General features: G+C 64.7%; 22 protein-coding genes. 10 read left to right on the forward strand and 12 right to left on the reverse strand.

The features are described from left to right. The 4 genes from AC1DTF_RS13470 to AC1DTF_RS13485 all read left to right on the forward strand — a co-directional run. On the forward strand, positions 1-792 hold a 792-nt coding region (locus AC1DTF_RS13470), incomplete at its 5' end, for an aldehyde dehydrogenase family protein (protein WP_477474398.1). 62 nt (positions 793-854) lie between these two features. Then, positions 855-1,430: a hypothetical protein gene (locus AC1DTF_RS13475; RefSeq protein WP_477474455.1), complete on the forward strand. Its 576-nt coding sequence runs from the start codon at positions 855-857 to the stop codon at positions 1,428-1,430. 33 nt (positions 1,431-1,463) lie between these two features. Beyond that, entirely contained in the window at positions 1,464-2,378 is a 915-nt protein-coding gene (locus AC1DTF_RS13480) for an SDR family NAD(P)-dependent oxidoreductase (protein ID WP_477474456.1), read from the forward strand. Next, on the forward strand, positions 2,375-3,127 hold the full coding sequence (locus AC1DTF_RS13485; RefSeq protein ID WP_477474399.1) for an alpha/beta fold hydrolase: 753 nt from the start codon (positions 2,375-2,377) through the stop codon (positions 3,125-3,127). The genes AC1DTF_RS13480 and AC1DTF_RS13485 overlap by 4 nt, the downstream gene beginning before the upstream one ends. A gap of 29 nt (positions 3,128-3,156) precedes the next feature. On the opposite strand, the gene AC1DTF_RS13490 is transcribed toward AC1DTF_RS13485, so the two are convergent. Further along, the gene (locus AC1DTF_RS13490; RefSeq protein ID WP_477474400.1) at positions 3,157-3,828 is read right to left on the reverse strand and encodes a TetR/AcrR family transcriptional regulator; all 672 of its coding nucleotides are present in this window, start codon (positions 3,826-3,828) and stop codon (positions 3,157-3,159) included. 245 nt (positions 3,829-4,073) lie between these two features. Here AC1DTF_RS13490 and AC1DTF_RS13495 point away from each other — a divergent pair, with 245 nt between their 5' ends. From AC1DTF_RS13495 to AC1DTF_RS13505, 3 genes are all read left to right on the forward strand, one after another. Beyond that, a complete protein-coding gene (locus AC1DTF_RS13495; protein ID WP_477474401.1) occupies positions 4,074-5,297 on the forward strand; it encodes a hypothetical protein in 1,224 nt (407 codons plus the stop codon). After that, a complete protein-coding gene (locus AC1DTF_RS13500) occupies positions 5,294-6,742 on the forward strand; it encodes an acyl-CoA reductase (protein WP_477474402.1) in 1,449 nt (482 codons plus the stop codon). The genes AC1DTF_RS13495 and AC1DTF_RS13500 overlap by 4 nt, the downstream gene beginning before the upstream one ends. 200 nt (positions 6,743-6,942) lie before the next feature. Then, the gene (locus AC1DTF_RS13505) at positions 6,943-7,566 is read left to right on the forward strand and encodes a TetR/AcrR family transcriptional regulator (RefSeq protein ID WP_477474403.1); all 624 of its coding nucleotides are present in this window, start codon (positions 6,943-6,945) and stop codon (positions 7,564-7,566) included. A gap of 8 nt (positions 7,567-7,574) precedes the next feature. Here the strand turns inward: AC1DTF_RS13505 and AC1DTF_RS13510 are convergent, their stop codons facing one another. From AC1DTF_RS13510 to AC1DTF_RS13525, 4 genes are read right to left on the reverse strand one after another with little or no spacing between them, the layout of a single operon-like run. After that, positions 7,575-8,474: an alpha/beta hydrolase gene (locus tag AC1DTF_RS13510; RefSeq protein ID WP_477474404.1), complete on the reverse strand. Its 900-nt coding sequence runs from the start codon at positions 8,472-8,474 to the stop codon at positions 7,575-7,577. A 12-nt stretch (positions 8,475-8,486) separates the two neighbouring features. After that, complete coding sequence (locus AC1DTF_RS13515) at positions 8,487-9,941, reverse strand: aldehyde dehydrogenase family protein (protein ID WP_477474405.1); 1,455 nt, start codon at positions 9,939-9,941, stop codon at positions 8,487-8,489. 28 nt (positions 9,942-9,969) lie between these two features. Beyond that, on the reverse strand, positions 9,970-11,253 hold the full coding sequence (locus AC1DTF_RS13520; protein WP_477474406.1) for a cytochrome P450: 1,284 nt from the start codon (positions 11,251-11,253) through the stop codon (positions 9,970-9,972). Next, on the reverse strand, positions 11,250-11,474 hold the full coding sequence (locus AC1DTF_RS13525; protein ID WP_477474407.1) for a ferredoxin: 225 nt from the start codon (positions 11,472-11,474) through the stop codon (positions 11,250-11,252). The genes AC1DTF_RS13520 and AC1DTF_RS13525 overlap by 4 nt, the downstream gene beginning before the upstream one ends. Positions 11,475-11,689: 215 nt before the next feature. Here AC1DTF_RS13525 and AC1DTF_RS13530 point away from each other — a divergent pair, with 215 nt between their 5' ends. After that, entirely contained in the window at positions 11,690-12,532 is an 843-nt protein-coding gene (locus AC1DTF_RS13530; protein WP_057170504.1) for a mycofactocin-coupled SDR family oxidoreductase, read from the forward strand. On the opposite strand, the gene AC1DTF_RS13535 is transcribed toward AC1DTF_RS13530, so the two are convergent. The 4 genes from AC1DTF_RS13535 to AC1DTF_RS13550 all read right to left on the reverse strand — a co-directional run bounded on the left by AC1DTF_RS13535 (position 12,525) and on the right by AC1DTF_RS13550 (position 16,798). Continuing rightward, positions 12,525-13,586, reverse strand: coding sequence for a tartrate dehydrogenase (locus tag AC1DTF_RS13535; RefSeq protein ID WP_477474408.1), 1,062 nt, complete (start codon positions 13,584-13,586; stop codon positions 12,525-12,527). The two genes, AC1DTF_RS13530 and AC1DTF_RS13535, sit on opposite strands and share 8 nt — an antisense overlap. Next, positions 13,583-15,187 carry an SLC13 family permease gene (locus AC1DTF_RS13540; RefSeq protein WP_477474409.1) on the reverse strand — a complete coding sequence of 535 codons (1,605 nt, stop codon included), beginning with the start codon at positions 15,185-15,187 and terminating at the stop codon, positions 13,583-13,585. The genes AC1DTF_RS13535 and AC1DTF_RS13540 overlap by 4 nt, the downstream gene beginning before the upstream one ends. A 109-nt stretch (positions 15,188-15,296) precedes the next feature. Then, positions 15,297-15,869, reverse strand: a complete 573-nt coding sequence (locus AC1DTF_RS13545) for an isomerase (protein WP_477474410.1) — start codon at positions 15,867-15,869, stop codon at positions 15,297-15,299. A 29-nt stretch (positions 15,870-15,898) separates the two neighbouring features. Beyond that, on the reverse strand, positions 15,899-16,798 hold the full coding sequence (locus AC1DTF_RS13550; protein ID WP_477474457.1) for an aminoglycoside phosphotransferase family protein: 900 nt from the start codon (positions 16,796-16,798) through the stop codon (positions 15,899-15,901). 178 nt (positions 16,799-16,976) lie between these two features. Between AC1DTF_RS13550 and AC1DTF_RS13555 the strand changes: the two genes are divergently transcribed. After that, positions 16,977-18,083, forward strand: coding sequence for a diguanylate cyclase domain-containing protein (locus tag AC1DTF_RS13555; protein WP_477474411.1), 1,107 nt, complete (start codon positions 16,977-16,979; stop codon positions 18,081-18,083). Positions 18,084-18,286: 203 nt separating this feature from the next. Then, positions 18,287-21,526 carry an ATP-binding protein gene (locus AC1DTF_RS13560; RefSeq protein ID WP_477474412.1) on the forward strand — a complete coding sequence of 1,080 codons (3,240 nt, stop codon included), beginning with the start codon at positions 18,287-18,289 and terminating at the stop codon, positions 21,524-21,526. Positions 21,527-21,670: 144 nt separating this feature from the next. Here the strand turns inward: AC1DTF_RS13560 and AC1DTF_RS13565 are convergent, their stop codons facing one another. Genes AC1DTF_RS13565 through AC1DTF_RS13575 form a run of 3 tightly spaced genes read right to left on the reverse strand, consistent with a single transcriptional unit; the run spans position 21,671 to position 24,912 of the window. Next, entirely contained in the window at positions 21,671-22,918 is a 1,248-nt protein-coding gene (locus tag AC1DTF_RS13565) for an MFS transporter (RefSeq protein WP_477474413.1), read from the reverse strand. Positions 22,919-22,960: 42 nt separating this feature from the next. Next, positions 22,961-23,488, reverse strand: coding sequence for a YbhB/YbcL family Raf kinase inhibitor-like protein (locus tag AC1DTF_RS13570; RefSeq protein ID WP_477474414.1), 528 nt, complete (start codon positions 23,486-23,488; stop codon positions 22,961-22,963). Positions 23,489-23,532: 44 nt separating this feature from the next. Further along, the gene (locus tag AC1DTF_RS13575) at positions 23,533-24,912 is read right to left on the reverse strand and encodes an NADP-dependent succinic semialdehyde dehydrogenase (RefSeq protein ID WP_477474415.1); all 1,380 of its coding nucleotides are present in this window, start codon (positions 24,910-24,912) and stop codon (positions 23,533-23,535) included. Positions 24,913-24,955: the final 43 nt, after the last annotated feature.

Consider the following 24,955-nt stretch of genomic DNA (forward strand, 5'->3'; position numbering starts at 1 on the left):
GAGCATCCGGGCGTCGACCATATCGGTTTTGTCGGATCGACGCGCATCGGATCGGTGGTAGCGCACGCCGCCGCGGACCGCGTGGCGCCTGTCATCTTGGAACTCGGTGGTAAGTCACCGCACATTGTGTTCCCCGATGCCGATCTGGGTACGGCAACCCAGTACATTGTCAAGGCAATTCTGCAGAACGCCGGCCAGACGTGCTCGGCCGGATCGCGCCTGTTGGTGCACGATGCTGTTCACGCTCAGGTGATCGAATCCCTGCTCGATCGATTCACCCACGTGTCCATCGGTCCCGGAGTCCAAGACAAGGATCTCGGGCCGCTGATCTCCCGCAAACAGCAGGAGCGGGTCCAGGCAATGATCTCCGATGTCACGGTCGGCCACATCCTGTGCGGCGGAGACACTCCGTCGGATGAAGCTCTGGGCGGTGGAGCATATTTCACTCCCACAATCATCGACGACGTCGACCCGGCGGCCACTATCGCGCAGGACGAGATTTTCGGGCCCGTGCTGACCGTCAACACTTTCACCGATGAGGACGAGGCGATCAGTTTGGCCAATGGCACCCAGTACGGGTTGCTGGGTGCGGTCTGGACATCTGACATCTCTCGGGGGCACCGGCTGGCTGCCGAGATCGAAGCCGGCCAGGTCTACGTCAATACGTACGGTGCCGGCGGTGGAGTCGAACTGCCGTTCGGCGGTGTCAAGAAGTCCGGCTACGGACGCGAGAAAGGTTACGAGGCACTCGAGGCGTTCACCGCCACCAAGACCGTCGTCGTCAGGCTGTGACCTGGCGATGCACTGCTGACATCCTCGGTAACCGCGTTCCGCATGAGTGAAGAAGGCATGTGATGTCCGTTCAGTTTTTCAGTATCACCGACGAATCGATAGAGCCGGTCACCGACATCAAGGCTGCCCGGCACCCGAGAAAGTATCGGCTCGCCGTCCTTGCCGACAGTGCGGCCGACGTCGCCTTCCACGCCGGAGGTCTGCTGTGCGATCTCACCCTCAGCGGCTGGGAGGTGACCGTGCTGGTCAGTGCGAATCAGGATCTGCGCGGTCTGCAGATCCTCGGAGTCCGAACTCTTGACCTCGAACACGCACTCAGCGTCTCTGCACGCGGTCCCCAGCCGATGGCCGTGGCCGTGGCGGGAGACCTCTACCGCCACGATCCTCGTGTGCGTCGCGGCGTGCTGAGGGCGCTCGAGCACGGCGCCGTAGACCTCATGATGTGGCAGGCCCCGCAGGAGCCCGAACTCGGCCACCTCGTCGACGCCACCGTGCAGCATCGGATTTCCTCCGCAGCAAGGGCATTCAAAACACAGGCGTTGATGGCGCTCGGCGCATCGGTCGCCGGTCACGCCGGTGCCGAGATGTTCTGCAGTACGGAACTCGTGGCGTGCCGTGCCGTGGTTATGGCGACGTAGCTCGTTCGGAACACCAAGAGAGAGGAAGTCGAGATCGACACATGTTGGGACACCACGGTAGTACCGGACCAGAGCGGTCGCGTCGCGATCATCACCGGAGCCAACAGCGGGATCGGGCTGGAGACCGCCAAGGTGCTGGCCGCCCGCGGAGCCCATGTGGTGCTGGCGGTGCGGGACCTGACCAAGGGTGCCGATGCCCGAGCACGGATTCTTGACGCCGATCCTCGCGCCGCGGTATCGCTGCAGAAGTTGGATCTTGCCTCGCTGAGTTCCGTGCGAGCAGCGGCCGACACTCTACGATCGGACCACCCGCGTATTGATCTGCTCATCAACAATGCCGGCCTGATGTTCCCCCCGAAGGGCGCCACCGCCGACGGGTTCGAACTGCAGTTCGGCACCAACCACCTAGGCCACTTCGCACTGACCGGTCTCCTCTTGGACCGGCTCTTGCCCGTGGCGGGCTCACGGGTGGTCACCTTGAGCAGCAACGGCCACAAGTACGGGGCCGCAATCCAGTTCGATGACTTACAGTTCGAGAACGGATACTCGGCCGGCAGGGCCTATGGCCAATCCAAACTAGCCAACCTGTTGTTCACATACGAGCTCGACCGTCGCCTTGCCGCCCACTCGACCACGGTAGCTGTTGCTGCACATCCCGGTGCCGCCAGGACCGAGTTGACCCGTCATACCCCGTCGCGATTCCGGTGGTTGCAAAGTCTGGCGACCAAGTATCTCTTCCAGAGCGCACCGATGGGCGCCCTACCGACACTGCGCGCCGCTACCGACCCTGGCGCGTGTGGCGGACAGTACTACGGGCCGTCAGGATTCCTGGGTCAGCGCGGGTACCCCGTGGTCACCCAGTCCAACTCCAACTCGCACGACGTTGTCGTGGCACGCAAGCTTTGGAAGGTATCGCAGGATCTCACCGGGGTCGTGTATCCGTTGTGAGCGCCCCGGCGCTGGTTCTCGTCCATGGTGGCATGCAGGCTTCCGACAGCTGGGACTTGACTGTTGCCGAGATCGCCCGCCTCGCACCCGATCTCCGTGTACTCGCCGTGGACCTTCCGGGGCGCCCACGTAACCCTGCTCCGCCGCCCTTAGTCAGCATCGCAAGCTGGGTGGCATCGGTGGTCGCCGATGTCGAGCAGGCCGGCTTCGACGAGATCGTCCTCGTCGGCCACTCTCTGGCCGGGGTCACCGTACCTGCAGTGGTGGCCGCGTTGGGGTGGCCGCGAGTCCGGGAAATGATCCTGGTGGCCGCCTTCGTTCCTCCAGCAGGACAGGCGGTGGTCGATGCAGTGCGCGGGCCGCTGGCACGCTACGCCCGCTGGGGTGCCCGACGAGACAAAGCCGGGGCGATCCCCTGGATGGCTGCCCGCTGGCTGCTGTGCAACGGGATGAGCCCGCTACAACGCAACTTCCTTTCCTCTCGACTATGTGCCGAATCGGTTCGGGTGATCGGCGAGACCATCGACCCCGTGGTGCTCCCCCCTGAACTCGTGCGGGCCTGGGTGATGACAACGCGAGATCGAATTCTTCCGCCGCGGGCACAGCGCCGCAGCATAATCGCACTCGGTGGCGTCCACAGCATCGAGTTGATCGATGCGTGCCATCAGGTGATGGTGAGCAACCCACGAGAATTGGCGCACATCCTCGTGCAACGCTGTGAACAGCACACTGGCGACGCCCGTCACTGATGGCCCCTACCACCCACCCTGCAAAGCGCTCAGCGGGGCCGGACGCCATTGAGAAACAACTGGGTACAGAACACAATTCGACGTTCGATCTCATCGTCGTCGAGCACCGCCCCCCACGCCGCACCCAAGGCGAGCCCGCCCACCACGAGACTCAGGAACGATTCGCCAAGCAGACGGGGATCCTCAACGAAGATTTCTCCGGTCGCAGCGTGGCGGCCGAACACCTCAGTCAGAAAGTCGATCGCGGGCAGGGTGCCCTGTTCGTACATCAGTCGGTGCACGTCCGGAAATCGATAGGACTCGGCGTTGAGGATCCGCTGCAGCCGCAAGCCTGCTGGGCTGGTCGCGTTGTTCAACCGAATCCGCGCGACAGCGGTCAAAGTGGCTTCCAGATCGTCTCTCTCGGCGGCGCGCAGTTCGTCGACGGGCACCACCCAACGATCGACAGCCCGCTGCACCACTGCCCGAAACAGCGCCGCCTTGTCGAGGTACCTGGTGTACACGGTCCGCTTGGTCATCCGCACCGAGGCTGCGATCGCCTCGATAGTCGCCAATTCGTAGCCTTTGTCCAAGAAGATCTCCAGCGCCTCGTCGAGGAGTTCTTCATGCCGCTGTTCGGCCTGGGCACGAGTGGGTCGACCAGCGCCGGGGGCCGAGGCAGAGCGCCGCGGCGCGTTCCCCTGCGCATCGTCGAGACCCATCCATGCACTCCTACTAGTAATGAAACGCTGAAGTTGCTATTGTCGCAATCACAGCATAATGAAACGATCCAGGTGTCAATATGGCGTAGCCAAGTTGACCGCACTGGACGGTGTCACGCAAAGGAGTACCCATGGGGTCCGCTATCGACGAGGTTCTGGCACTACGCACCGCAGGCGATCCATACGACGTTTCACCGGACGAAATCCTGCCGCTACAGCTGGACGCGATTCACGAACGGCTGGAGATGCGCGTCGACGACATACCCCTGCTGGCGCGTCGCGCGCAGGACGGCGGCATTACCAAGGTCGCCGAGCGTAGCGATCTCATTCCATTGCTCTTCGCCCACAGCGCATACAAGAGCTACTCCGAGTCGTGGCTGACCGAGGGGCGATGGGACCGGATGGCCAAATGGCTCAAAACCGTATCCACCAGTGCACTGGACGGCTTGGACCTTGACGGAGTCGCCGACATCGACCAGTTCGTCGACCGTCTGGAGTCAGTTGGAAGTTTCGTCACATGCACGAGTGGCACCAGCGGCAAGCCTGCCATGATCGCCTGCTCGGCCGAAGACCTCGACACCGCCTCACAGTCCAACGTGACCGGCCTGTCCTGGGCCACCGGCATCGCCCCGGCCGGCGACCGCAAGCTGTTCGGACTGGGACCGCGCACCAAGGTCGAGCGCAACGAGCGCACACGCTTGGCCCTGATCGAAGCCTTCTCCTCAGAAGCCGATTCCTACCAGTTACCGCTGGAACCCATCGGCATCGGATCGATCATGGGCATGATCGCCTTCCGCCGTCGCGTTGCCGAGGGCGACGCAAGTCCGTCCGAAGTGGCTGCTTTCGAAGAGCTCAGCACCTCCCGTCAAGCGTCGATGGACGCCGCGGTCGCAGCAGCCGTCGATGAGCTGATCGCCAGCCGCGACAAGAAGCTGCTCCTCACCGGAATGTTTGCCTCGCTCTACCAAATTGCGGAGGGAGTCCGCGCCAAGGGCTTCAGCGGCAAAGACTTTCAGGACGACACCGGACTGCTGGTCGGTGGTGGCCTCAAGGGTGCCGCGCTTCCGGAGAACTATCGTGAACACATCTTCGAGACCTTCAACATCCGAGAGGACAAGGTCTACCACTTCTACTCGATGCAGGAGATCAACTCTCCGTTCCCGAAGTGCGCCGCAGGTCGGTACCACGTCCCACCGTGGGTGATGACCCTGCCGCTCGACGAGCCTGGCGAGAAGCTGCTCGACGTTTCCGGTCCGGTCCAAGGCCGCGCGGCCTTTTTCGACATCTCACTCGATGGACGCTGGGGCGGAGTGATCTCCGGAGACCGTGTCGACGTCGATTTCGCGAGATGTCAGTGCGGACGTCACGGTCCCACCATCGGGCCTGACATCACCCGCTACGCCGACCTTGGCGGCGACAAGATCAGCTGCGCCGGCACCATCGACGCCTACGTGCGAGGAGAAGCATGACCGCCACCGAGACCCTCTTCGCGCCATTCTTCATTCGAGGCGCCCTTGTCGAGGGCACCACAAGCACTCACCGTTCGCGTGATCTGGGCGTCGACTTCTCCACGCCCGAAATCGATCTCGATGCGCTTGTCACCCCAAGGTCGGATCTGCCACCGCTGTTGGACGTGAAGCTCGATGAGATCATCGACTTTCTGGTCGAAACCGGGCGACGGCTGGCGCTCGACGACAACCCCCACATGCAACGCTGCCTGGATCTGGTGGCCGCGACCAACCCGTTGCCGCGGCGCGTTGTGGAGAACCTCTACCGCACCGCGCCAGCCATGCTCGAAGGCAATGCCCTTCGCAGCCAGGTCGAGGCGAACTTCGCCGACCCCAAGGTGCTCGACGGTTGGGTCAGCCGCACCGACGCCGCCGGCAATACCGGCGCCATCCGCGCGTTTCCACCTCGGATGGTGCACATGCTCGCCGGGAACGCCCCCGCCGGGTGCATCGCGTCCATCGCCCAAGGCGCTCTGGTCAAAGCGATCAACCTTTTCAAGATGCCCTCATCGGATCCGTTCACGACGGTTGCGGTACTGCGCACCATGGCCGAGATCGACCCGAGCCATCCCATCGTGCGGTCGATGTCTGCGGTGTACTGGCCCGGCGGCGATGAAACCGTCGAACGGACCATTTACCGCCCCCAGTTCTTCGACAAGATCGTCGCGTGGGGCGGCGGCCCTGCCATCCAGAACGTCATCAAGTATCTGGGCCCCGGCATCCAGCTGGTCTCCTTCGATCCCAAATCGTCGATCTCGATGGTCGGCCGGGAGGCCTTCGCCTCCGAGGAGACCTTGGCCGATGCGGCCGAACGCGTGGCGGCCGACACTGCCATCTTCAATCAGGAGGCGTGCTTGGCAAGCCGCTTCGTGTTCCTGGAAGCTGAGCCACCGCAGGCCGAGCGGTTCTGCAACGCACTGGTGGCGCGTCTCGGCGTCGACCGCCTGTTCGGGTCGGCCGTCGCTCCGCTACCGCCGTCGGAGATCCGTGACGAGATCGAGGTCATGCAAGCCATGGGCGACGAGGTCAAGATATTCGGGCGCCTCGACGGACACGGCATCGTGCTCCTATCGGATCGTCCCGTGGACTTTCATCCAGCCAACAAGACCTCGAACGTGGTCATCGTGAACTCACTCGACGACGCGGTGAAGTACGTCAATGTCGCCACCCAGACCATCGGCGTCTATCCCTACGAACGCAAGGCGCAGTTGCGCGACAAACTGGCAAGCGCCGGCGGACAACGAGTATGCCGAGTGGGCACCGCGAACGGTCACGTCGAGGGCAGCCCACACGACGCGATGTATCCGCTGTCCCGCTTCGTGCATTGGATGGGCGATGACGACATCATGACCTCGGACTCAAACATGGCGGTGGAAGAGGGTCTCGAAAGACCGAATGACGCCTGATGAATCGTCAAAGGCTCGGAAGAACATCCGGGCGGGTTGGAAGGCTGCAGGAGTTCCTGCAGATCAAGAACATCCGTATCGGTCTGAGCTGAGCCGTCGCGTCAGTATTGATCGATCGATCGATTGCACTGTTACAATTCGCCATGCTCTACACGCTGCACGGCGGGCGTCTGCGCAGCCGATCGTCGCGGGGCGACTGAGTGACGACCGCCCGCACACCCAAGACACCAGATACCGGCGCCCGGTTCAGGCTCATCGAGGCCACCGCGAAACTCATGCGAACCGAGGGTTACGCAGCCGCCACTTCTCGGCGGGTGGCTGCTGAAGCCGGCGTGAAACAGGCGCTGGTCTACTACTACTTCCCCACGATGGACGACCTGTTCGTCGAGGTACTCCGCGCTGGCGCCGACGCCTCGCTCGAACGGATGCGTGCCGCGCTGGCCGACGCGGATCCGTTGCGGACGCTGTGGGAGATGAACAGCGACTCCCGGCTGACCGGCCTCAATACCGAGTTCATGGCACTTGCCAACCATCGCAAAACAATCCGCACTGAGCTTCGTGCCTACGCGGAACGGGTCCGCGATATCGAGACCGCCGCCGTCACCGTCGCGCTGCGCGCCAGGGGCGTGGACCTCGACAGGTTTCCGCCGGTGGCCGTGTCGATGCTCATCGCCCAGACCGCACGCAGCCTGTGTAACGAGGACGCGGTCGGCGTCACACTCGGGCACGCTGAAATGCGTGCCTTCGTCGATGCCCAGCTTGCGATGTTCGCCGAGGCGTCGAAAGCCGCGCCATCCGACGGTGCGCCACACCCTGGCGGATAGCACTCGCGCTAGACCGCCAAGCGCTCACGCAACCAAATGCTTTGTGCGCGAACGAATTTCCGCGCAACCTCCGTCTGCGGCGCGATAGCGTCGAAGCCGTGGAAGGCCCCTGGCACGGTGCACAATTCGGTGTGCACGCCTGCGGCTTTCAGCCGATCGGCGTAGCGCACCGCCTCGTCGTGGAGCACATCGACAGTTCCCACCCCGATCCAGGACGGTGCAAGGCCGTGTAGATCTGTCTGCCGGGCCGGCGCGACCCCGTCCGGGTCTGCGTCGCCGAGATAGGCAGACCAGCCCAGCCGGTTGCTCGCCGCGTTCCACAGCCGACGGGTGCCGGGATCCGGATCTGGACGGCACCCAGTCCGGTCGTCGAGCATCGGGTAGATGAGAACTTGTGCAGCCAAGCTGATCTCACCGCGATCCCGGATACGAAGTGCCAATGCGGCGGCGAGTCCTCCGCCCGCGCTGGCGCCGGCCACGGCAATCCTCGCAGGATCCACATCGGCATGGTCTGCCAGCCAGGACAACGCCTCGTCACAGTCGTCCAGTGCCGCCGGATACCGGTGTGCCGGAGCCAGCCGGTAGTCCACCGCAGCCACCGTCGCCTCGGTGTCGGCGGCCAGACGTGCGCACAACGCGTCGTCCATCCGCGCGTCGCCGAGCATGAAGCCACCACCGTGAATCCACAGCACCGCGCTGCCGTTGTCGCCGTACGGCGGCCGGTGCACGCGCACCGCGACACCGGAATCCAAGGTGGCGGTGTGTAGCCCAGCGGGTGCACGACGCGCCCGGATCGCGGGAATGCGCCGGAACAGCGACAGTGTCCGTGGCGTCACCAGCGTCCGGGGCAGCACCCTGGCGTATCTCCGGAGTTCGGGGTGGAACACCGCCTCGGAGTTCCCGGGCATCAAAAGACCGCCCTACAGCTGGGTGTAGACGGCCTTGGTGTGCAGATAGCTCTCGATTCCTTCCCTGCCCCACTCGTAGCCCCACCCCGACTGCTTGTATCCGCCGAAGGGCATGGCCGGGTCAAAGACCATCTGGCAGTTCAGCGATACCGTGCCGGATTGCAGCCTCTTCGCCAGCCGGTGGGCCCGGCCGATCTCCCGGGTCCAGACGGTCGCCGCCAGCCCGTAGTCGGAGTTGTTTGCCAGCGCAACAGCTTCGTCGTCATCATCGAACGGCAGGACGGTGACGACCGGTCCGAAGATCTCTTCCTGGTAGAGCCGCATCTGCGGATCGACGTCGGCCAGGACGGTGGGGTGCACGAAGTATCCCCGCCGGTCCAGGCGGTGACCGCCAGTCACAACCTCGACGCCGTCCCGCTTGCCCTCGTCGATGAATCCCATCACCCGACTGAGCTGCTTGCTGCTGATCAGTGGGCCGATCAGGGCGTTGTCGTCGGTGGGACCACCGAGTTGCAGTGAATTGGCAATGCCCGCAATGCCTTCCACCACCTGCTCGTAGACACCTCGCTGGACGAACACGCGCGAGCCGGAGATGCAGCCCTGCCCGGAGTGGATGAAGATTCCCATCGCTGCCATGGTGATCGCCATGCTCAGATCGGCGTCGTCATAGATGAGCACCGGCGATTTGCCGCCCAGTTCCAAGGTGACGCGCTTGAGATTTCCCGTCGACGCGGCCACGATGCGCTTGCCGATCTCGGTCGAACCGGTGAAGGCGATCTTCTCGACGTCGGGGTGCTCGGTCAGCGCCGCCCCGGCGGTGTGGCCGTATCCTGTCACCAGGTTCACCACGCCCTCGGGCACTCCCGCTTCAGCGAGGATGCGCATCAGCAGCAGTGCCGACAGCGGCGTCTCCTCGGCCGGTTTGACAACGCTGCTGCATCCCGCCGCCAGGGCCGGCGCCAACTTGGTACAGGCATTGAAAACTGGCCCGTTCCAGGGAAATATCAGCCCGACGACGCCGTAGGGCTCCTTGAGGGTGTACCCGTGCATCGTCGAGTGGGCACCGGTGATGCCCCCGGTCATCTGGATGTCGTGCGCTATGCCGTTGACCTTGGTGCACCATCCGGCGTAGTACCGGAAGATATCGGCTCCCGTGGCCATGATCATGTGCGCCTGGTTGTACGGCATGCCGGTGTTGAGCGAGTCGATCTGTGCGAGATCCTCGGCATGTCTGTCGATCAGATCCGCGATCCGCCACATCACCTTGGCGCGCTCGTTGCCCGGTGTGCCCTTCCAGACCTCCGCATCGAAGGATGCCCGGGCGCGTGCGACTGCCTCGTCCACGGCCGCGGCGCCACCGTCGGTGAACTCGGCAATCTGCTCCTCGGTGGCCGGATCGATCACGGGTATCACGTCTCCCGCGCCCGGTCGCTCACGGAGCTCGTCGAGTACTGCCTGCAAGGTCATGCGTGTCCTCTCCTCGTGCGCGGCGTACTCATCCGGCCGACGGTGTGTACTCGATGCGCAACTGCGTCAGCCCGCGTAGCAGAAAGGTCGGTTCATAGGTGTAGTCGCGGCGGTCCGCCGGGCCATGTACCGACTCGTCGATTCGGATGTCGCTCATCCGATCCAACATCCGGCGCACAGTGATCTGCCCTTCGACCCGGGCGAGCGGAGCGCCGGCGCAGGTATGGATCCCTCTGCCGAATGCGATGTGTTCGCGCACGTTCTTGCGGTCGGGCCGGAACTCGTGCGGATCCTCGAACTTCCGTGGATCCCGGTTGGCCGCTCCCAGGCAGAGCATGACGATCGTGCCCGCCTTCAGATGCACGCCACCGAGCGTGGTGGTCCTGCGGACCAGCCGGAAGTCGATCTTCGTCGGGGCATGCATCCGCAGAGCTTCCTCGATGAATGTCGGGATTCCCCCCGGATTGTCACGAAGCGCCTGCTGGTACTCCGGTCGGTCGCCAAGGGTCTGCACCGCGGCGCTGAGCAGCTTGGTAACGGTTTCCTGGCCGGCGGCGAACAGGAACGTCGCCGGTTTGGCCACCTCGATCAGTTCCGGCGTCGATCCGTCCGGGTAGAGCGCGGTGGCCATTCCCGAAAGCACGTCATCCTGTGGCGCCCGGCGGCGTTCGGCGAGGTACCCGACGAACCTGTCATCGAGGTATTGCAGCGGGTCCAGCCCGACCGGCTCGCCGTCGAGCGCGCCCACCCGGTTGCCTTCGGGCCGTTCGGCACCGAGCGCTGCCAGGAACTCCGGGCGGTCCTCGGCTGGGACGCCGAGCAGGTCGATGATCGCCGACGTGGCGAACGGTTTGGCGTACTCGGTCAGGAACTCGCAACGCCCCTTGTCGATGATGGCGTCGATGGAGCTGTCCACCAACTTCCACATGTACTCTTCGTTCTCTTTGAGCCGCCGGGGTGTCAGCAGCTTGCTGAGCAACGACCGCGCCTTTTCGTGCGCCGGCGGGTCCATCACCACCATGTGCTCGTAGATCGGGAACAGGTGCCGGTGGGCCTCGATCTGTTCACTGATGTCGTCGCCCTCGGGCGTGAACGGCAATGGCGGGAACGGGCCGCCGATGGCGTTGACCGCCGAGAACGATTCGTGGTCCTTGAACGCCGCCATCACTTCCTGATAGCCCGTCACCGCGTAGACACCGAAGTGCGGCTCGCGGGTCACCGGGCCTTGCTCACGCAGGTAATCCCAATATTCGTATGGGTTCTGGCTGACGTCCGGGTCGGCGAAGAAGTTGACGGTTGCGAGATCGGTCATGGGACGGGTTGTCCTTTCGGGTCGTCGATGAGGCTGATCGCCCCACGTGGGCAGGCGTCGATGGCTGCGCGGACCTGCTCCCACAATTCGTCGGTGGGCTGCGTGACGCATTCGGCGACGTCGTCGTCCGAGAGATCGAAGACCTCGGGAGCTGATTCCACGCAGAGCGCATGCCCCTCGCACAGACGCGGGTCGACCCACAGTCGTTTCCGCACGGTCATGTCCTGCCACCTCGCAGCACCGGGATCCACCATCCTTGATCGATCGATCAGCTTCACTGAGTGCGCCATGCCTATCACGCTGTCCGGTTGGTGGTCAATCACCACCGATGTACGCCACGACGACGCTGGTTGACAGTCTCCCAGATCGATGCCACGCTTCCTGATCGATCGACAAAATTGGTCGATCGATCGACGCACAGAATCGAGGTGGCCACATGGGTACAGGCCGAGTCGAAGGCAAGGTCGCCTTCATCACCGGCGCCGCGCGCGGTCAGGGTCGCAGTCATGCGGTCCGACTGGCCGAGGAGGGCGCCGACATCATCGCGGTGGATGTCTGCGGTCCGATCAGTGCCGACAGCCAGATCGCACCGTCGAGCCCCGACGATCTGGCGCAGACCGCCGACCTCGTCAAGGGACTGAATCGCCGAATCGTCACCGCCCAGGTCGACGTACGCGACTTCGATGCCCTGCAGTCCGCGGTGGACAGTGGCGTGGAACAGTTGGGCCGTCTCGATATCATCGTTGCCAATGCCGGCATCGGCAACGGCGGTCAGACGCTGGACAAGACCAGCGAAGCCGACTGGGACGACATGATCGGCGTCAACCTCTCCGGCGTCTGGAAATCGGTCAAAGCCGCTGTACCGCATCTGATCTCCGGCGGCCACGGCGGATCGATCGTGCTGACCAGCTCGGTCGGCGGCCTCAAGGCCTACCCGAACACCGGTCACTACATCGCGGCCAAGCACGGTGTCATCGGCCTGATGCGCACCTTCGCCGTGGAGCTCGGCCAGCATTCCATCCGGGTCAACGCCGTCTGCCCTACCAATGTGAACACACCGATGTTCATGAACGAAGGGACGATGAAGCTGTTCCGCCCCGATCTGGAGAACCCGGGCCCCGACGATCTCGCCGTCGCGGCGCAGTTCATGCACGTTCTGCCGGTCGGCTGGGTGGAACCGGTCGACATCAGCAATGCCGTGCTGTTCTTGGCATCCGATGAATCACGTTACGTGACAGGACTTCCCGTGACGGTCGACGCAGGGAGCATGCTCAAGTAGAAGAGGGCAGCGCGGCGATCAGCGCAGCAGTCACCTCGGCGGTCGATGCCGTACCTCCGAGATCTGCTGTGCGCGTGCCTGGCTCAGCGAGGGTCGCGGCCATGGCGGTCATCACGTCATCGGCTGCGGTGGCGTGCCCGAGATGTTCGAGCATCAGCGCCGCCGACCAGACCGCACCGATGGGGTTGGCGATACCTTGTCCGGCGATGTCCGGTGCAGATCCGTGGACGGGTTCGAACATCGACGGGTTCTGCTTCGTCGGATCCAGGTTGGCCGACGGCGCAATGCCGATCGAACCTGCCACGGCGGCGGCCAGGTCGGAGAGGATGTCGCCGAACAGGTTTGACGCGACCACCACATCAAAACGCTGCGGCTGCAGGACGAACTTCGCCGCCAACGCGTCGATGTGCTCGCTGTCGAGCCGGACCTCCGGGTAGCGCGCCCCACGCTCGGCAACGACCTCATCCCAGAACGGCAGGGTGTGCACGATGCCGTTCGATTTCGTCGCCGACGTCACGTACTTACCGCGTGTCATCGCGAGCTCGAAGGCAAAGTCGGCGATCCGACTGACCCCGACCCGAGTGAAAACCGATTCCTGGACCGCCATCTCGTCGGGGAACCCGCGGTTCAGCCGACCACCGACCTCGCTGTACTCCCCCTCGACATTCTCGCGGACGACGACGAAGTCGACGTCGTCGGCGCCGCGCAGTGGGCTCTGCACACCGGTGAAGACCTTGATCGGCCGCAGGTTGACGTACTGCCGAAAGGCCCGGCGGATCGGGATCAGCAGCCCCCACAGCGAGACGTGGTCGGGTACCCCGGCCCAGCCGACCGCACCCAGGAAGATCGCGTCGAACTCGCGGAGTGTCTCGATGCCGTCGGCGGGCATCATCGATCCCTCGCGCTCGAACCGCCGGCAGGACCAGTCGAACTCGCGGTATTCCAACGAGATCCCATGCCGCGCGGTGACCACGTCCAGCACTTCTCGGGCGGCGTCGATCACTTCGCCACCGATGCCGTCGCCCGGGATGACGGCGATGCGCTGCGCGTTCACGCGCCGAGTCCCAGCACCGCGACCATCGCCGGCAGGAGCAGCACGATGAGGATGGCTCCGGCGATGTCGAAGGTCACCCCGGAACGGATCATGGTCGTGATCGGCACCGCGCCGGAGCCGTAGACGATGGCGTTCTGCGGCGTGGAGACCGGCAGCATGAACCCGAACGATGCTGCGAAGGTGGCGGCCAGGGCGGGCACGAAGGGGTTGACGCCGGCGGCCACCGCGATCGGGATGATGATCGGCACCACCACCGCGGCCGAGGCGGTGTTGCTGGTCGTCTCGGAGACCACGATGGCCAGCAAGACGGCGAAGATCGTGATGGCCACGACGCTCGTCAGGCCCAACGATTCTGCCACCGAGTCACCGATGGTCTCGGCGAGCCCGGTGTCGGCCAGCAGTGAACCGAAGATGATGCCGGTGCCGAACAGCACGATCGTGCCCCAGTCGATGGCTGCGGCATCCTTCCACCGAAGGGTGAACTCGCGCTGTTCCCAATCGGTGGGCAGCAGGAAGAGCAGTGCCGCGCCGAACACCGCGACCGTTCCTTCGTCCAAACGGTCGCTGACCGCCGTGTAGACGTCGGAATCGTTGCCGAAGATCAGTGCGATGATGCCGGGCAGGATCCACAGCGACACCGTGATGCCGAACGCGACCAGGGTGTTCTTCTCGGCGCGGGACAGATTGCCCATCTCGGCGCGTTGTTCGGCGATGTAGTCCGACACCCCTTCGATGCGTTTGAGCTCGGGCTTGTTCAACGTGATCAACACGACGGCCAGCACCACGAACATCGCCAGGCAGATGGGTGCCGCCATGACCATCCACTGACCGAAACTGATCTTCTCGCCGGTGGCCTCTTCGATGAGTCCACGCCCGATCAGGTTGGGCGGGCTGCCGACGGGAGTCAGCAGCCCACCGACACTGGCCGAGTAGGCGAGCATGAGCATCAGCGCGGCGCCGACCCTCAGGCGCAGCGGGTCAAAGTCGTCGGCGACCTTTCCCTGCACCTGAAGGATTTTCGCGATGACCCCGAGGATTCCGATGGCCGTGGGCAGCAGCATCGCGACCGTCGCGGTATTGGACACGAACGCCGACAACAGACATGTGATGGCGCCGAACGCGACGATCACACCGGTGGTGGACTGTCCGACGCGCGGCAGCGCGAGGATCTTGAACGCGAACCGACGAGCCAGGCCGTGCTTGAGCATCGCCTGGGCGAGGATGAACGCGCCGATGAAGGTGAAGACGGTCGAAGAGCCGAAGGGCCCGAGCACATCGTCGGCCGGTGCGACGCCCAGGAAGACGATGACGGCGACGCCCAACAGCCCGCCGATCGGGATGGGGACGGCTTCGGTCACCCACAGCACGATGACGCCCAGCAGCACGCCCGCAAGCGTCTGCTGCTGAGGCGGGATGTTCATGGGCAGCACCAGGAAAGCGACCGCCACCACCGGCGCGAGGAACAGGCCGACCGTGCGCCGCCCCTTCTCGAAGCGCTCCTCGCCCGGGCTGAGCCGCTGTTCACCGAGACTGCGGTAGGTGGATCCGCCCATCAGGGCAGCGTCGACGTCGGTCTTTTTCGCAGAGTGCTCTGTGGTCATGGCCTCTCCCCGCATCGAGCCCACGCCATGTGACGCAGGTCACCGAACCTGATTACTCAGTGGTGCCCGTTCTGGACGCGGGGTAATCGTGAAAGCGGGCCGCGTCTGCTCAGCGGTTCCGGGTATGGGCGCGCCGGCGCACGAGCTTGCCGAACTCGACAGTGGATTTGCGCACCGACTCGAACTCGAGCGAGACCAACAGGGTGTCCACCATGGCGAACGGCAGGGTGGTGGCGACCGCGCCGCGGCCGTACTCGATATGCCAGGAGCCAGGGTGGATCGTCAGGCCGCGGGCGTGGCCGCGCTCCAGGCAGGTGCCGTGGCCCGGCAGCAGGGGCGGCAGCGGTGCGGTGTCATCGGAGTCCAGGTCATAGGAGTCGATCTGGCCGGCGAGCAGGAACTTGTGGATGTCGACATGCTTGTATCGACCCGAAAAGCCCTGTGTGCCAGTGGGTGAACCGAAGATGACGACGTACTCGCGGGGACTGAAGTACAGGAAGCGGACCTTTCCGAGCACCCCGCCGGCCTTGCTGCCGACCCATCGGCCCGGCAGCGGGTCGATCAGATCCGGGTACGCCCGCGAAAGCTGCCGCAGGGCTTCGGGAATGAGATCCGCGCTGCCACTTCCGGCGACCTGTGCGGCGACGCCGGCCAGCACGGCGGGATCGATCTTGTACTTCATCACCCGGACTGTAGGCGCAGATGACCGGGTCAGGAACGGATATCCGAGACGATGCGTTCCAGGGTGCGCCGACACCCCGCGCTCATCGCCGGGCTGCTCTGCACGTAGTACCAGACCACCCCCATCGCCTGTTCGAAAGCCCAGGCCCGCCCGCGCTCCCACTCGGCGTCGTCACTGCCCAGACGATCCCGCAGGACTCGACGCGGCGCGGCATCGAAGAGGTGCCAGGCGCTCACCAGGTCGAGGGCCGGGTCGGCCGCCCCCAGACCGCCGACGTCCAGCACACCGACCAGACGTTCCTCCGCGAACAGCAGGTTGGGCGGGATGAGGTCGCAATGGCTCATCACATCGGGGGTGTCGCCGCGCGGCAGATCGCGCATCTCCGCCCAGACCGCGCGCAGCGTGGCGACATCGAGCAGCCCCTCACTGTGGGCCAGGCACTCCTGTATCCACTCGTCGTGGGACAGCAGATCGCCGCCGCGCCCGTCCCCGTTGTAGGTCCGCCCGCGAGCATCCAGGGTTCGGACGGCGGCGATGAAATCCCCGATATCCGTGGCGAACGCCGTCGAATCACGGTGGCTGTCCGCGGTGGCCGGCACACCCGGTACCCAGGTGTTGACCAGCCAGGGCAACGGATAGCCGGCTCCGGGGACACCGAGCGCGACCGGCCGCGGCGTGGCGAACCGGGTGCGGCCGGCCAGTTCTTCGGCCGCGGCCGCCTCGGCGTGCAGGTGCGCGTGCACCGCTTCGGCACCGTCGTCGGCCAGCAGCGGGAGGCGCGCGACGAAGTCGTCGCCGATCCGGAAGATGGCATTGACGGTGCCGGGACTCGGTACCGGCCGGACGGGCAGATGCTGCCACTGCGGGAACTGCTCGGCGACGAGACGCCGCACCGTGGCCGATGACACCGACAGCTGGCCCGGGTGCATGTCCACGGTCGCAGCGTCGCACGTCCGGCGGGTGCCGGCGAGCGATTTTCGGCCAGTGCGGTGCGCCGGCCCGGACTCCCAGACATCGTTTTGATGTCCGGACATTCCAGTGCTCGACTAGGCTGCGGACGGTGGGGATGAGCACGGAGGGGGCGGTGGGCGTTTCTGTGCCTGTTCCATGTCGGCCGTCCTCATGACGGCGCCCAGCTGGCAAGACCCCCGCCACCCCGATCACTACCACTGGATGACCTCGCGCCTCGACGCCCGCGGCGCCCGTGTGGCGACGTCCCGATTCATCGCCGCGTGGATGATGATCGGCGGCCTGGCCCCGGCTCTCATCCTGTTCGGCTCCACCAACTCCTCACAGTGGCCGCTGCGCGCAGCCGGTGCCGCGATCACCGTCGTCAGCATCCTGCTCGGCCTGTTCTGGTTGCGCGGCGTCTGGCCGACCAAACGCCAGTCGACGGCCTGCGTGATCGTCGGGACGGCGCTGGGGGTCGCCACGTGTCTGCTGATGCCGCACCCTCTGCTCGGGCTGATGGGCGCTGCGGTGTTCTCCGCCGTCGCGACGTACGCCACGGTGTTCCATACCGGGCAGTTCGTCGCCTACGTACTCGCCGCTGCAGGAACCGTCATCGGCGTCACCGGGTACTGGCTCGGGCGCACCGACCCGGCGGTGGCGCTCGGCCTGAGCCTCACCATCGCCCTGAGCATCGTGTTCATGACCTTCGTGGTGCGCGCCCTCATCGGCCTCATCGACGCGGATATGTTCACCGGCGCCATCGAACCCATCACCGGACTGCTCAGCCGGGAAGGCTTCGACGACGGCGTGGCCATCACCATCGCGGCGCGCGGCCGCACCGATGACCGCTATCTGGTGATCGTCGCGATCGAGCTGGACAGTTTCGGCGCCGTCACCGAGATGGCCGGCGACGGCAGGGCCCGGCAACTGCGGGTGCTGATCGCGCAGATGCTGCGGGAGACGGCGCGCCGCGACACCGTGCTGGCCCATACCGCCGATGCCGAATTCGTGCTGGCCGACGTCTTCAACACCCGCGCCCCCGATCCGTTGTGCGAACGGATCAATGCCGGCGTGCCCGCCACCGCCCGCGAGCTCACGGCGAGTGTGGGGGCCGTGGTCACGCCGCTGGGACCGCTGTCCGCGATGGCGCCCACCGACGTCACCGCCGCGCTGCTGAAGATCGCCGGCGAGGCCGTGCAGACAGCCCGGAAGAACGGCGGGAACCAGCACCGCATCGTCTACGTGCAGGAACTCTGTAGGTAGCCAACCTGGGTGGCGTTTGTCCGCGCATCGACCAGGCACAACCGTGGCATTGCCATCGAGATGTCGGCCGGGTTCTGCCATCTAGATGTCGAATCCTAGAACCAGACGGTTGGCCAGGGTTTGGGCGTAAACACCGTTGCGTTGCGCCCCATTCGCGATGTGTCGAGACTCTACAATCACAGCAAATTGGCGGGGGTCCACACATGACGGTGAAGATAGGTGCCGGTGATGAGAGCCGGTCAGCATCGAGTAACTCCTTGCGCCTGCAGATTCTGGGTCCGCTGCGGCTTTGGCGGGGCAACGACGAGCTTGATCCCGGACCGCGTCAGCAGGCCTACCTACTCGCGCTGCTCCTGGTCCGGCCACGCCGACCGACCAGTACCTCTGAGCTGATCGAACTGATGTGGGGAGACGCGGCCCCCGCCAGCGCAGTCAATGTCCTTCACAAATACATCGGTGCGCTGCGGCGGATCATGGAACCCGCGCTCCTGCCTCGCGACACCGGTTCACACCTGGTCCGGAGAGGAGACGGGTATCTGTTTGTCGTTGGCTCCGCCATGCTGGACGTGGTTACCTTCCACGACCTAGTCGAGGCCGCGAGGATCGCGCTTAGCGAGCAACGGCACGAGGCTGCACTCGACGCGTACGCCGAGGCACTCCGACTATGGAACGGACCCGCTGGTGACGGACTGGCATCGGCTTCGGCAGCACAGGCGATCTTCGCCGGGCTGGACATGGAATTCTTTGATGCCTGCGTGACAGCGGCCGACGCTGCCGTCTCGTTGGGCCGACCTGACTCTGTCCTGCCTGCGTTGCACCTGGCCACCAAAATGGCACCGTTACACGAGCCGGTACATGCGAGCCTCATCGCCGCCCTGGGTGCTGCCGGACGCCAAGGCGAAGCGTTGGCAGTGTTTCGGGCGATCCGCAACCGGCTTATTGAAGACCTGGACGTCAACCCCGGCGATGCCCTACAAGCCGCCCATCGACGAGTGCTCCATCAGACCTCACCGCCACCAGCCGGGCCTTCAAACGTCCGGCAACTCGCGGGGCAACCAGCGACACCACTACACACAGGACCGGAACTCAGCATGCCGCCCGTCCAGTGGCTGGTCGGCCGAGCCGAAGAACGCGCACTACTGCACGAGGCGCTTCAGCAGGTGATCGCGGGAGGCACCAGGCTGATGCTGGTGGAGGGCGAGCCAGGGGCAGGTAAAAGCCGCCTGCTCAAAGAGATTGCCATCGACGCCGACAAACAGAATGCACTGGTCATCTGGGGCCAATGCCTTCAAGGCGACGGAACACCTTCGATGTGGCCATGGGTGCGCGTGGTCGGCACAATTGTCGACGATATGGCCCCCGCTGCCCGGCAGAAATGGGTGTCGAGCGAAATCGCGCAACTCCTCGAAATTCGACCGACCGACCTCTCTGAACCGGTGGTTACCGACGGGAACGCCCAGTTCCGCCTCTTCGAGCACGTTGTGGGAATCATCGGCCAGGCCGCGTCCCAACGCCCCCTGGTACTCCTTATCGACGATCTGCACTGGGCTGACGTCGCCTCACTGCAATTGTTCGCCCACCTGTCAGACCGCCTGCCAATCAGCGCCTTGATGATCGGCGCGTTCCGCGACCGCGCCCCCACACCGGGCACCGAACTGGCTCACATGCTCGCCGTCGCCAGCCGAACACCCGCGCACCGCCGTATCCGGCTCGGCCCGCTCACGCCGGGCGAGGTCGCCGAGATTTTCCGCCGCGAAACAGGGCAGGGGATCGACTCTGGTGCCGCCCGCATCATCCACACGCGTACCGCAGGAAACCCGTTCTTCGCCCGAGAGCTGTCCCATCTACTGGCCAACGGTCGATTCCTCACCGAGGACGCGGCCGCGCTGGCGGGGGTCCCCTCCACTGTGCGCGATATCGTCCGCAGCCGCATCGCTGACCTTGCCGACGGTGTTAAAGGCCTGGTGCAGATCGCAGCACTCATCGGCCGAGATGTCGACGTGGGCCTATTGGCCCGCGCCGCCAACCTCGACATCCAAACCTGCTTTCAGTGGCTTGAGCCTCTGGAGGCGCTGGGCATTCTCAATCCGACACCTGGGGACCCGTATTCGATCCGCTTCGCCCACGACCTCGTCCGCGACTCGGTCGCCGCGATCACCCCACCCGGGCAGGTGCCGCGGCTTCACCTGCGCGTAGCAGACGAACTCGAACACCGCGACCGTGAAGGCGAATCCATCCCCGAACGCATCGCCTACCACCTGTGGGCCGCCGGCCCGCTTGCCGACGCTGCCCGTACCGCCTGCGCACTGGTACGCGCGGGTCGCCGCGCGGCCGCAAAATTCGCGTTGGAGGCTGCCGAACGACATTTGCACTCCGCCGTACAGGTCGCCCGCACGGCCGGCCTGGCCGAACTGGAACTGTCCGCTCTGTCAGAGCTGACCGCTGTCGTCGGGATGCGCTCGATGCACGGTGTATCAGCGGTCTCAGCGGCAGACCTCTTGGAACGCGCCGAACAGGTGGCCCACATGCTGGGCCGAGAACGGGAGGCCACCGGCTTCCTCTTCTCGCGCTGGGTCGCCGCTGTCCAGTACTTGGAGCTTGAGCGCGGCGAGCCGCTGGCACGCCGACTACTCGAGCAGGGCCGCGCATCCTCGGACCCTGTAGTGAGGGCGTACGGCTTGCAAGCATGGGGCAATCACCAATGGCAGGTCGGCAATATCGGCGAGGCGTTCCGCCACCTCAGCCAGTCCGAACCGGCCATGCTCGCCGCCCAAGGCGAGGACGACCCGGTCTGGCGGGACGTGCAGCAGCTCATGACTGGCATATTTGCAGAGATATCCGCGTTGCACGGTGGGGTCGACGCAGCGAGGGCGCTCCTCGACACGTTGGCGCCCAGAGTCGACGACACTCCCTACAAGATCACGGTCTGGGCCGCATTCGTCGCCAGAACGGCATCGGTTGTCGGAGACCACGCCTGGGCGTTGGACGCTACCGAGCAGGGGATCGCCGCAGACCCCGGATTCTCGTTCGAGTTCCTGGGTACGTACCAACGGCTGGCCCGGTGCTGGGCGCTCGCCATGACCGGCCAGGACCCAGCTGCAGCCGCTACGGAGGCCGAGCGGCTAATCACCGCAAACCTCCGAGACCCACCGCGTTCGTGCGTGGCCACCTGGTATGGACTACTTGCCGAAATGCGATTGGGGTTCGGCGCGCTGGACGACGCCGCCGCCGCCCTCGACCAGGCCGACTACTGTCTCACGTCATATGGCCAGCGCCAGACCGAAGGCCTGATACTGCTTCTGCGCGCGCAGCTCTTGCGCGCCCGCGGCCGTCCAATCGCTGAGATTAGGGCCGTCGCCGAAAGAGCGCGTGCACTGTCCACCGAACGCGAGGCTCACCTGTTCGCACAACGTGCCGCGCAGTTCCTTTCCGAACTCGAATAACGCTCCAGCACCGCGCTTAAGCGTGCTGACGCGGGGAACACGATTCTTGGCAGTCTCCGAACACCATTGCCCATTAGCGAAATCGCCACTTAGATTTGGTTCTGTCTCAAACCTGTAGTGAAGCAGCGTAACTGGAGACCATCACTAAGTGGCGACGTTCGACTCCGATAGAGTCGGAGGCGCGAACCGAGGTACTGTGGTAGCGAACAACGCCAGCGCCGCCACCGTGAGCAATACGCCTGCCCACGCGGTGGAAAGAGCTCCGAGTCCGGCAGCAAGAGCGATCGATCCCCCCACCGCGCCAAGGGCGTTCGCGAGGTTCAGGGATGCCAGGTTGAGGGCTCCCATAAGCGTTGGCGCTTCGGGGCCGTAGCTGGTGAGCAGAACTTGGATGGTCGGTATTGCGGCCATCGTTGTCGCGCCGACGCCGAAGAGGCAGATCAGTAGGATGGTCAGGTCGGCGCCTGCCAGGGCCACGCCGATGAGGAAGACAAGCGCACCGACATAGCCAATGACCAAGCCCCTGTACTTGTGGCGGTCGGCCATGGCGCCGCCGGCTTGATTGCCGACGGCCATGCCGATGCCGAACACGGCCAATGCCAGGGGAATGAGACTCTGCTCGGCACCCACCGCGTCAGTGATGATGGGCCCGATGAATGTGTAGACCGCGAAGATGCTTGCAATGCCCAATGCGGCGATGGCGGCCACGGTCCACACCATTGGTCGCCGAAGTGCGATCAGCTCCTGAGCGATGGGGTTACCGTCGAGCTCTCTCGTTCGGGGAACCCACGCCAAAAGCGCAGCGCCGGCGGCGAGACCGAGCACTGCCACCGCCATATAGAGCGCCTGCCAGCCGAATCGTTGACCGAGGAACGTTCCTGCTGGCGAACCAAAGATGGTGGCGATCGTCAGTCCCGTCATTACGGTAGCGAAGGCCTTGCCTCCTCTTCCCGGTCCGTACGCTTGTGCCGCTACGACTGCTCCCGCGCCGAAGTAGGCGCCTTGCACAGTGCCGGTGATGAATCGCGCGGCGATCAGCATTCCGATGTTCTGCGATAGCGCCGAAGCGAGGTTCCCGAAGACAAAGAGTCCAACCAGGGCCAGTAGCAGTGTCTTGCGATTGAGCCGAGCCGCCAAGAGGGTGATCGCCGGGGAACCGATCACGACCCCGATGGCGTATGCCGTCACCGCGTAGGTGCTCAGCGGCACAGACACATTGAGGTCTGCGGCCAACAGCTGGATGACTCCGTTGGTGCCGAATTCTCCTGTTCCGATCGCGAAGGTCCCGAGAGCCAGCGCGAAGAGGGTGCGCTTGACGTTCTGGTCGCTGTGCTGCTCGGTGTGACGGGTCTCCTCGGCAACACACTGGGCGGTGTAGGCGTGTTCGTGCACGGCTTATCTCCTGACGGTGCTTTGGGTTTCGCCGGTCGCCGGTTACGTGCGCTCGTAGATTCCGTGAATGATGGCGCGGGCGCTCGCTGCCTCGTAGAGCTGAAATCCCAAGTAGGCTGGACTCGCATCCTCGCGCAGGTCCAGCTCGTCCACGTTGACTGCGTGCACTGCGATGTAGTAGCGGTGTGGGCCGTGTCCTGGCGGTGGGGCCGCGCCGATGTAGCGTTTGTAGCCCGCGTCATTGGCTAAAGTGATTGCTGCACTCGGCAGCCCGCCGGGTTCGCCATCGCCGGCTCCGGCAGCCAACTCGGTGGTCGTCCGCGGCAGGTTGGCGACCGCCCAATGCCAGAAGCCCGATGCAGTGGGGGCGTCGGGGTCGAACACGCTGACGGTGAAGCTGCGCGTCTCCTCTGGGAAGCCGGACCAGCTCAGTTGTGGCGAAATGTCATGTCCGCCAGCACCCATGATGCCGCCGACCTGGTTGTTGTCCAGATATTCTCCGTCGGTGATGGATTCGGACTTCAGCGTGAAGGTGGGTAGCTCAGGTAGCGCGTCATACGGAGACTTCATGGGTGTCGTCTTTCTGCCGGAGTTGACGGGGTCAGGGGTGAGAGCTACGCCTTCCATACGGTCTTCTGGTTGCAGAACTCTCGTATTCCAGAGCTGGATAGTTCGCGACCGTATCCGGAATTCTTGATCCCCCCGAAAGGCAACTCCGGGTAGGACCGTGACATGCCGTTGAGGAACACCATGCCGGCATCGAGAGTGGTGATGAACCATTCCTGCTCGCTGCTGTCGTGCGTCCAGACAGCCGAACTCAGGCCGAACGTCGTTTGATTCGCCACGCGCGCGGCTTCCTCGCGGTCAGCGACGCGATACAGGGAGGCGACCGGCCCGAAGGTCTCTTCCTGCACAATGCGCATGTCGTCGGCGAGGTCGGCGAGCACGGTCGGCGGGAAGAACCAGCCGGGCCCGTCCGCAGCGGCCCCACCCAACAGCGTGGTGGCACCTTTGGCGACGGCGTCGGCGACCAGTGCGCTCAGGTCGTCGCGCCCTGCTGCCGTGGCCAGCGGGCCGACGTCTGTGGACTCATCCATCGGATCGCCGACGACCAGGCTGCGCATTTTGTCGACGAAGGAGCCGACGAATTCGTCGTAGACGTCTGTGTGGACGATGAACCGTTTCGCGGCGATGCAGGACTGCGCGTTGTTGGTCATCCGGGACCTCACCGCCGTGGTCGATGCGGCGTCGAGGTCAGCGCTGGGCATCACGATGAACGGATCGGAGCCGCCGAGTTCCAGTACAGCCTTTTTGACCTCGTTGGCTGCAGTGGAGGCGACCGACCGTCCGGCTGGCTCGGACCCGGTCAGCGTCACCGCCCTAACGCGGGGGTCGGTGATCACCGATGACACATGTGTCGATCCGATCAGCAGAGTGCGGAATGAACCAGCCGGAAAGCCGCCTTTGTCGAACAACTTATCGAGATACAGCGCCGACTGGGGCACGTTCGAGGCGTGTTTGAGCAGGCCGGTGTTGCCGGCCATGAGGGCGGGTGCAGCGAACCGAATCACCTGCCACAACGGCAGATTCCACGGCATGACGGCCAGCACCACGCCGAGCGGTTGCCACACCGTCCACGCCTGTGCGGCGCCCACGGGTTCGGCGTCGTCCAGTGATTCACCGGAAAGGAACGCTTCGGCGTGTTCGGCGTAGAAGTGCATGGCGTGCACACACTTGGACACCTCGTCACGGGCCTGTCGGATCGGCTTACCCATTTCGAGCGTCAAAGTTCGGGCGGCGGCTTCGGACTCGTCATCCAAAATGTCTGCACTGGCATGCATCCACTGCGCGCGCTGCTCGAAGGTCGTCGAGAAGCGCAGTATCTCGGCGGCCCAGGCGGCTTGGGCGATTCGGTTCTCGACCTCTCCAGGGTCGTGAGGAGCGAACTCCTCGATGGTGTCACCGGTGAAGGGGTTGATCGATGCGATGGGCATGGGGCCTCCTGAGCATGAAGCAGTCGTTTGAAGCGTTGGTCCT

The organism is Mycobacterium sp. P4_H6 (genome assembly GCF_056400845.1).

Bases quoted from the DNA above. Each gene is read 5' to 3' on its own strand.
- AC1DTF_RS13475 (WP_477474455.1), top strand. From the start codon at position 855: ATGTCCGTTCAGTTTTTCAGTATCACCGACGAATCGATAGAGCCGGTC.
- AC1DTF_RS13490 (WP_477474400.1), bottom strand. From the start codon at position 3,828: ATGGGTCTCGACGATGCGCAGGGGAACGCGCCGCGGCGCTCTGCCTCG.
- AC1DTF_RS13495 (WP_477474401.1), top strand. From the start codon at position 4,074: ATGCGCGTCGACGACATACCCCTGCTGGCGCGTCGCGCGCAGGACGGC.
- AC1DTF_RS13500 (WP_477474402.1), top strand. From the start codon at position 5,294: ATGACCGCCACCGAGACCCTCTTCGCGCCATTCTTCATTCGAGGCGCC.
- AC1DTF_RS13510 (WP_477474404.1), bottom strand. From the start codon at position 8,474: ATGCCCGGGAACTCCGAGGCGGTGTTCCACCCCGAACTCCGGAGATAC.
- AC1DTF_RS13515 (WP_477474405.1), bottom strand. From the start codon at position 9,941: ATGACCTTGCAGGCAGTACTCGACGAGCTCCGTGAGCGACCGGGCGCG.
- AC1DTF_RS13520 (WP_477474406.1), bottom strand. From the start codon at position 11,253: ATGACCGATCTCGCAACCGTCAACTTCTTCGCCGACCCGGACGTCAGC.
- AC1DTF_RS13525 (WP_477474407.1), bottom strand. From the start codon at position 11,474: ATGACCGTGCGGAAACGACTGTGGGTCGACCCGCGTCTGTGCGAGGGG.
- AC1DTF_RS13530 (WP_057170504.1), top strand. From the start codon at position 11,690: ATGGGTACAGGCCGAGTCGAAGGCAAGGTCGCCTTCATCACCGGCGCC.
- AC1DTF_RS13540 (WP_477474409.1), bottom strand. From the start codon at position 15,187: ATGACCACAGAGCACTCTGCGAAAAAGACCGACGTCGACGCTGCCCTG.
- AC1DTF_RS13545 (WP_477474410.1), bottom strand. From the start codon at position 15,869: ATGAAGTACAAGATCGATCCCGCCGTGCTGGCCGGCGTCGCCGCACAG.
- AC1DTF_RS13550 (WP_477474457.1), bottom strand. From the start codon at position 16,798: ATGCACCCGGGCCAGCTGTCGGTGTCATCGGCCACGGTGCGGCGTCTC.
- AC1DTF_RS13555 (WP_477474411.1), top strand. From the start codon at position 16,977: ATGTCGGCCGTCCTCATGACGGCGCCCAGCTGGCAAGACCCCCGCCAC.
- AC1DTF_RS13560 (WP_477474412.1), top strand. From the start codon at position 18,287: ATGACGGTGAAGATAGGTGCCGGTGATGAGAGCCGGTCAGCATCGAGT.
- AC1DTF_RS13570 (WP_477474414.1), bottom strand. From the start codon at position 23,488: ATGAAGTCTCCGTATGACGCGCTACCTGAGCTACCCACCTTCACGCTG.
- AC1DTF_RS13575 (WP_477474415.1), bottom strand. From the start codon at position 24,912: ATGCCCATCGCATCGATCAACCCCTTCACCGGTGACACCATCGAGGAG.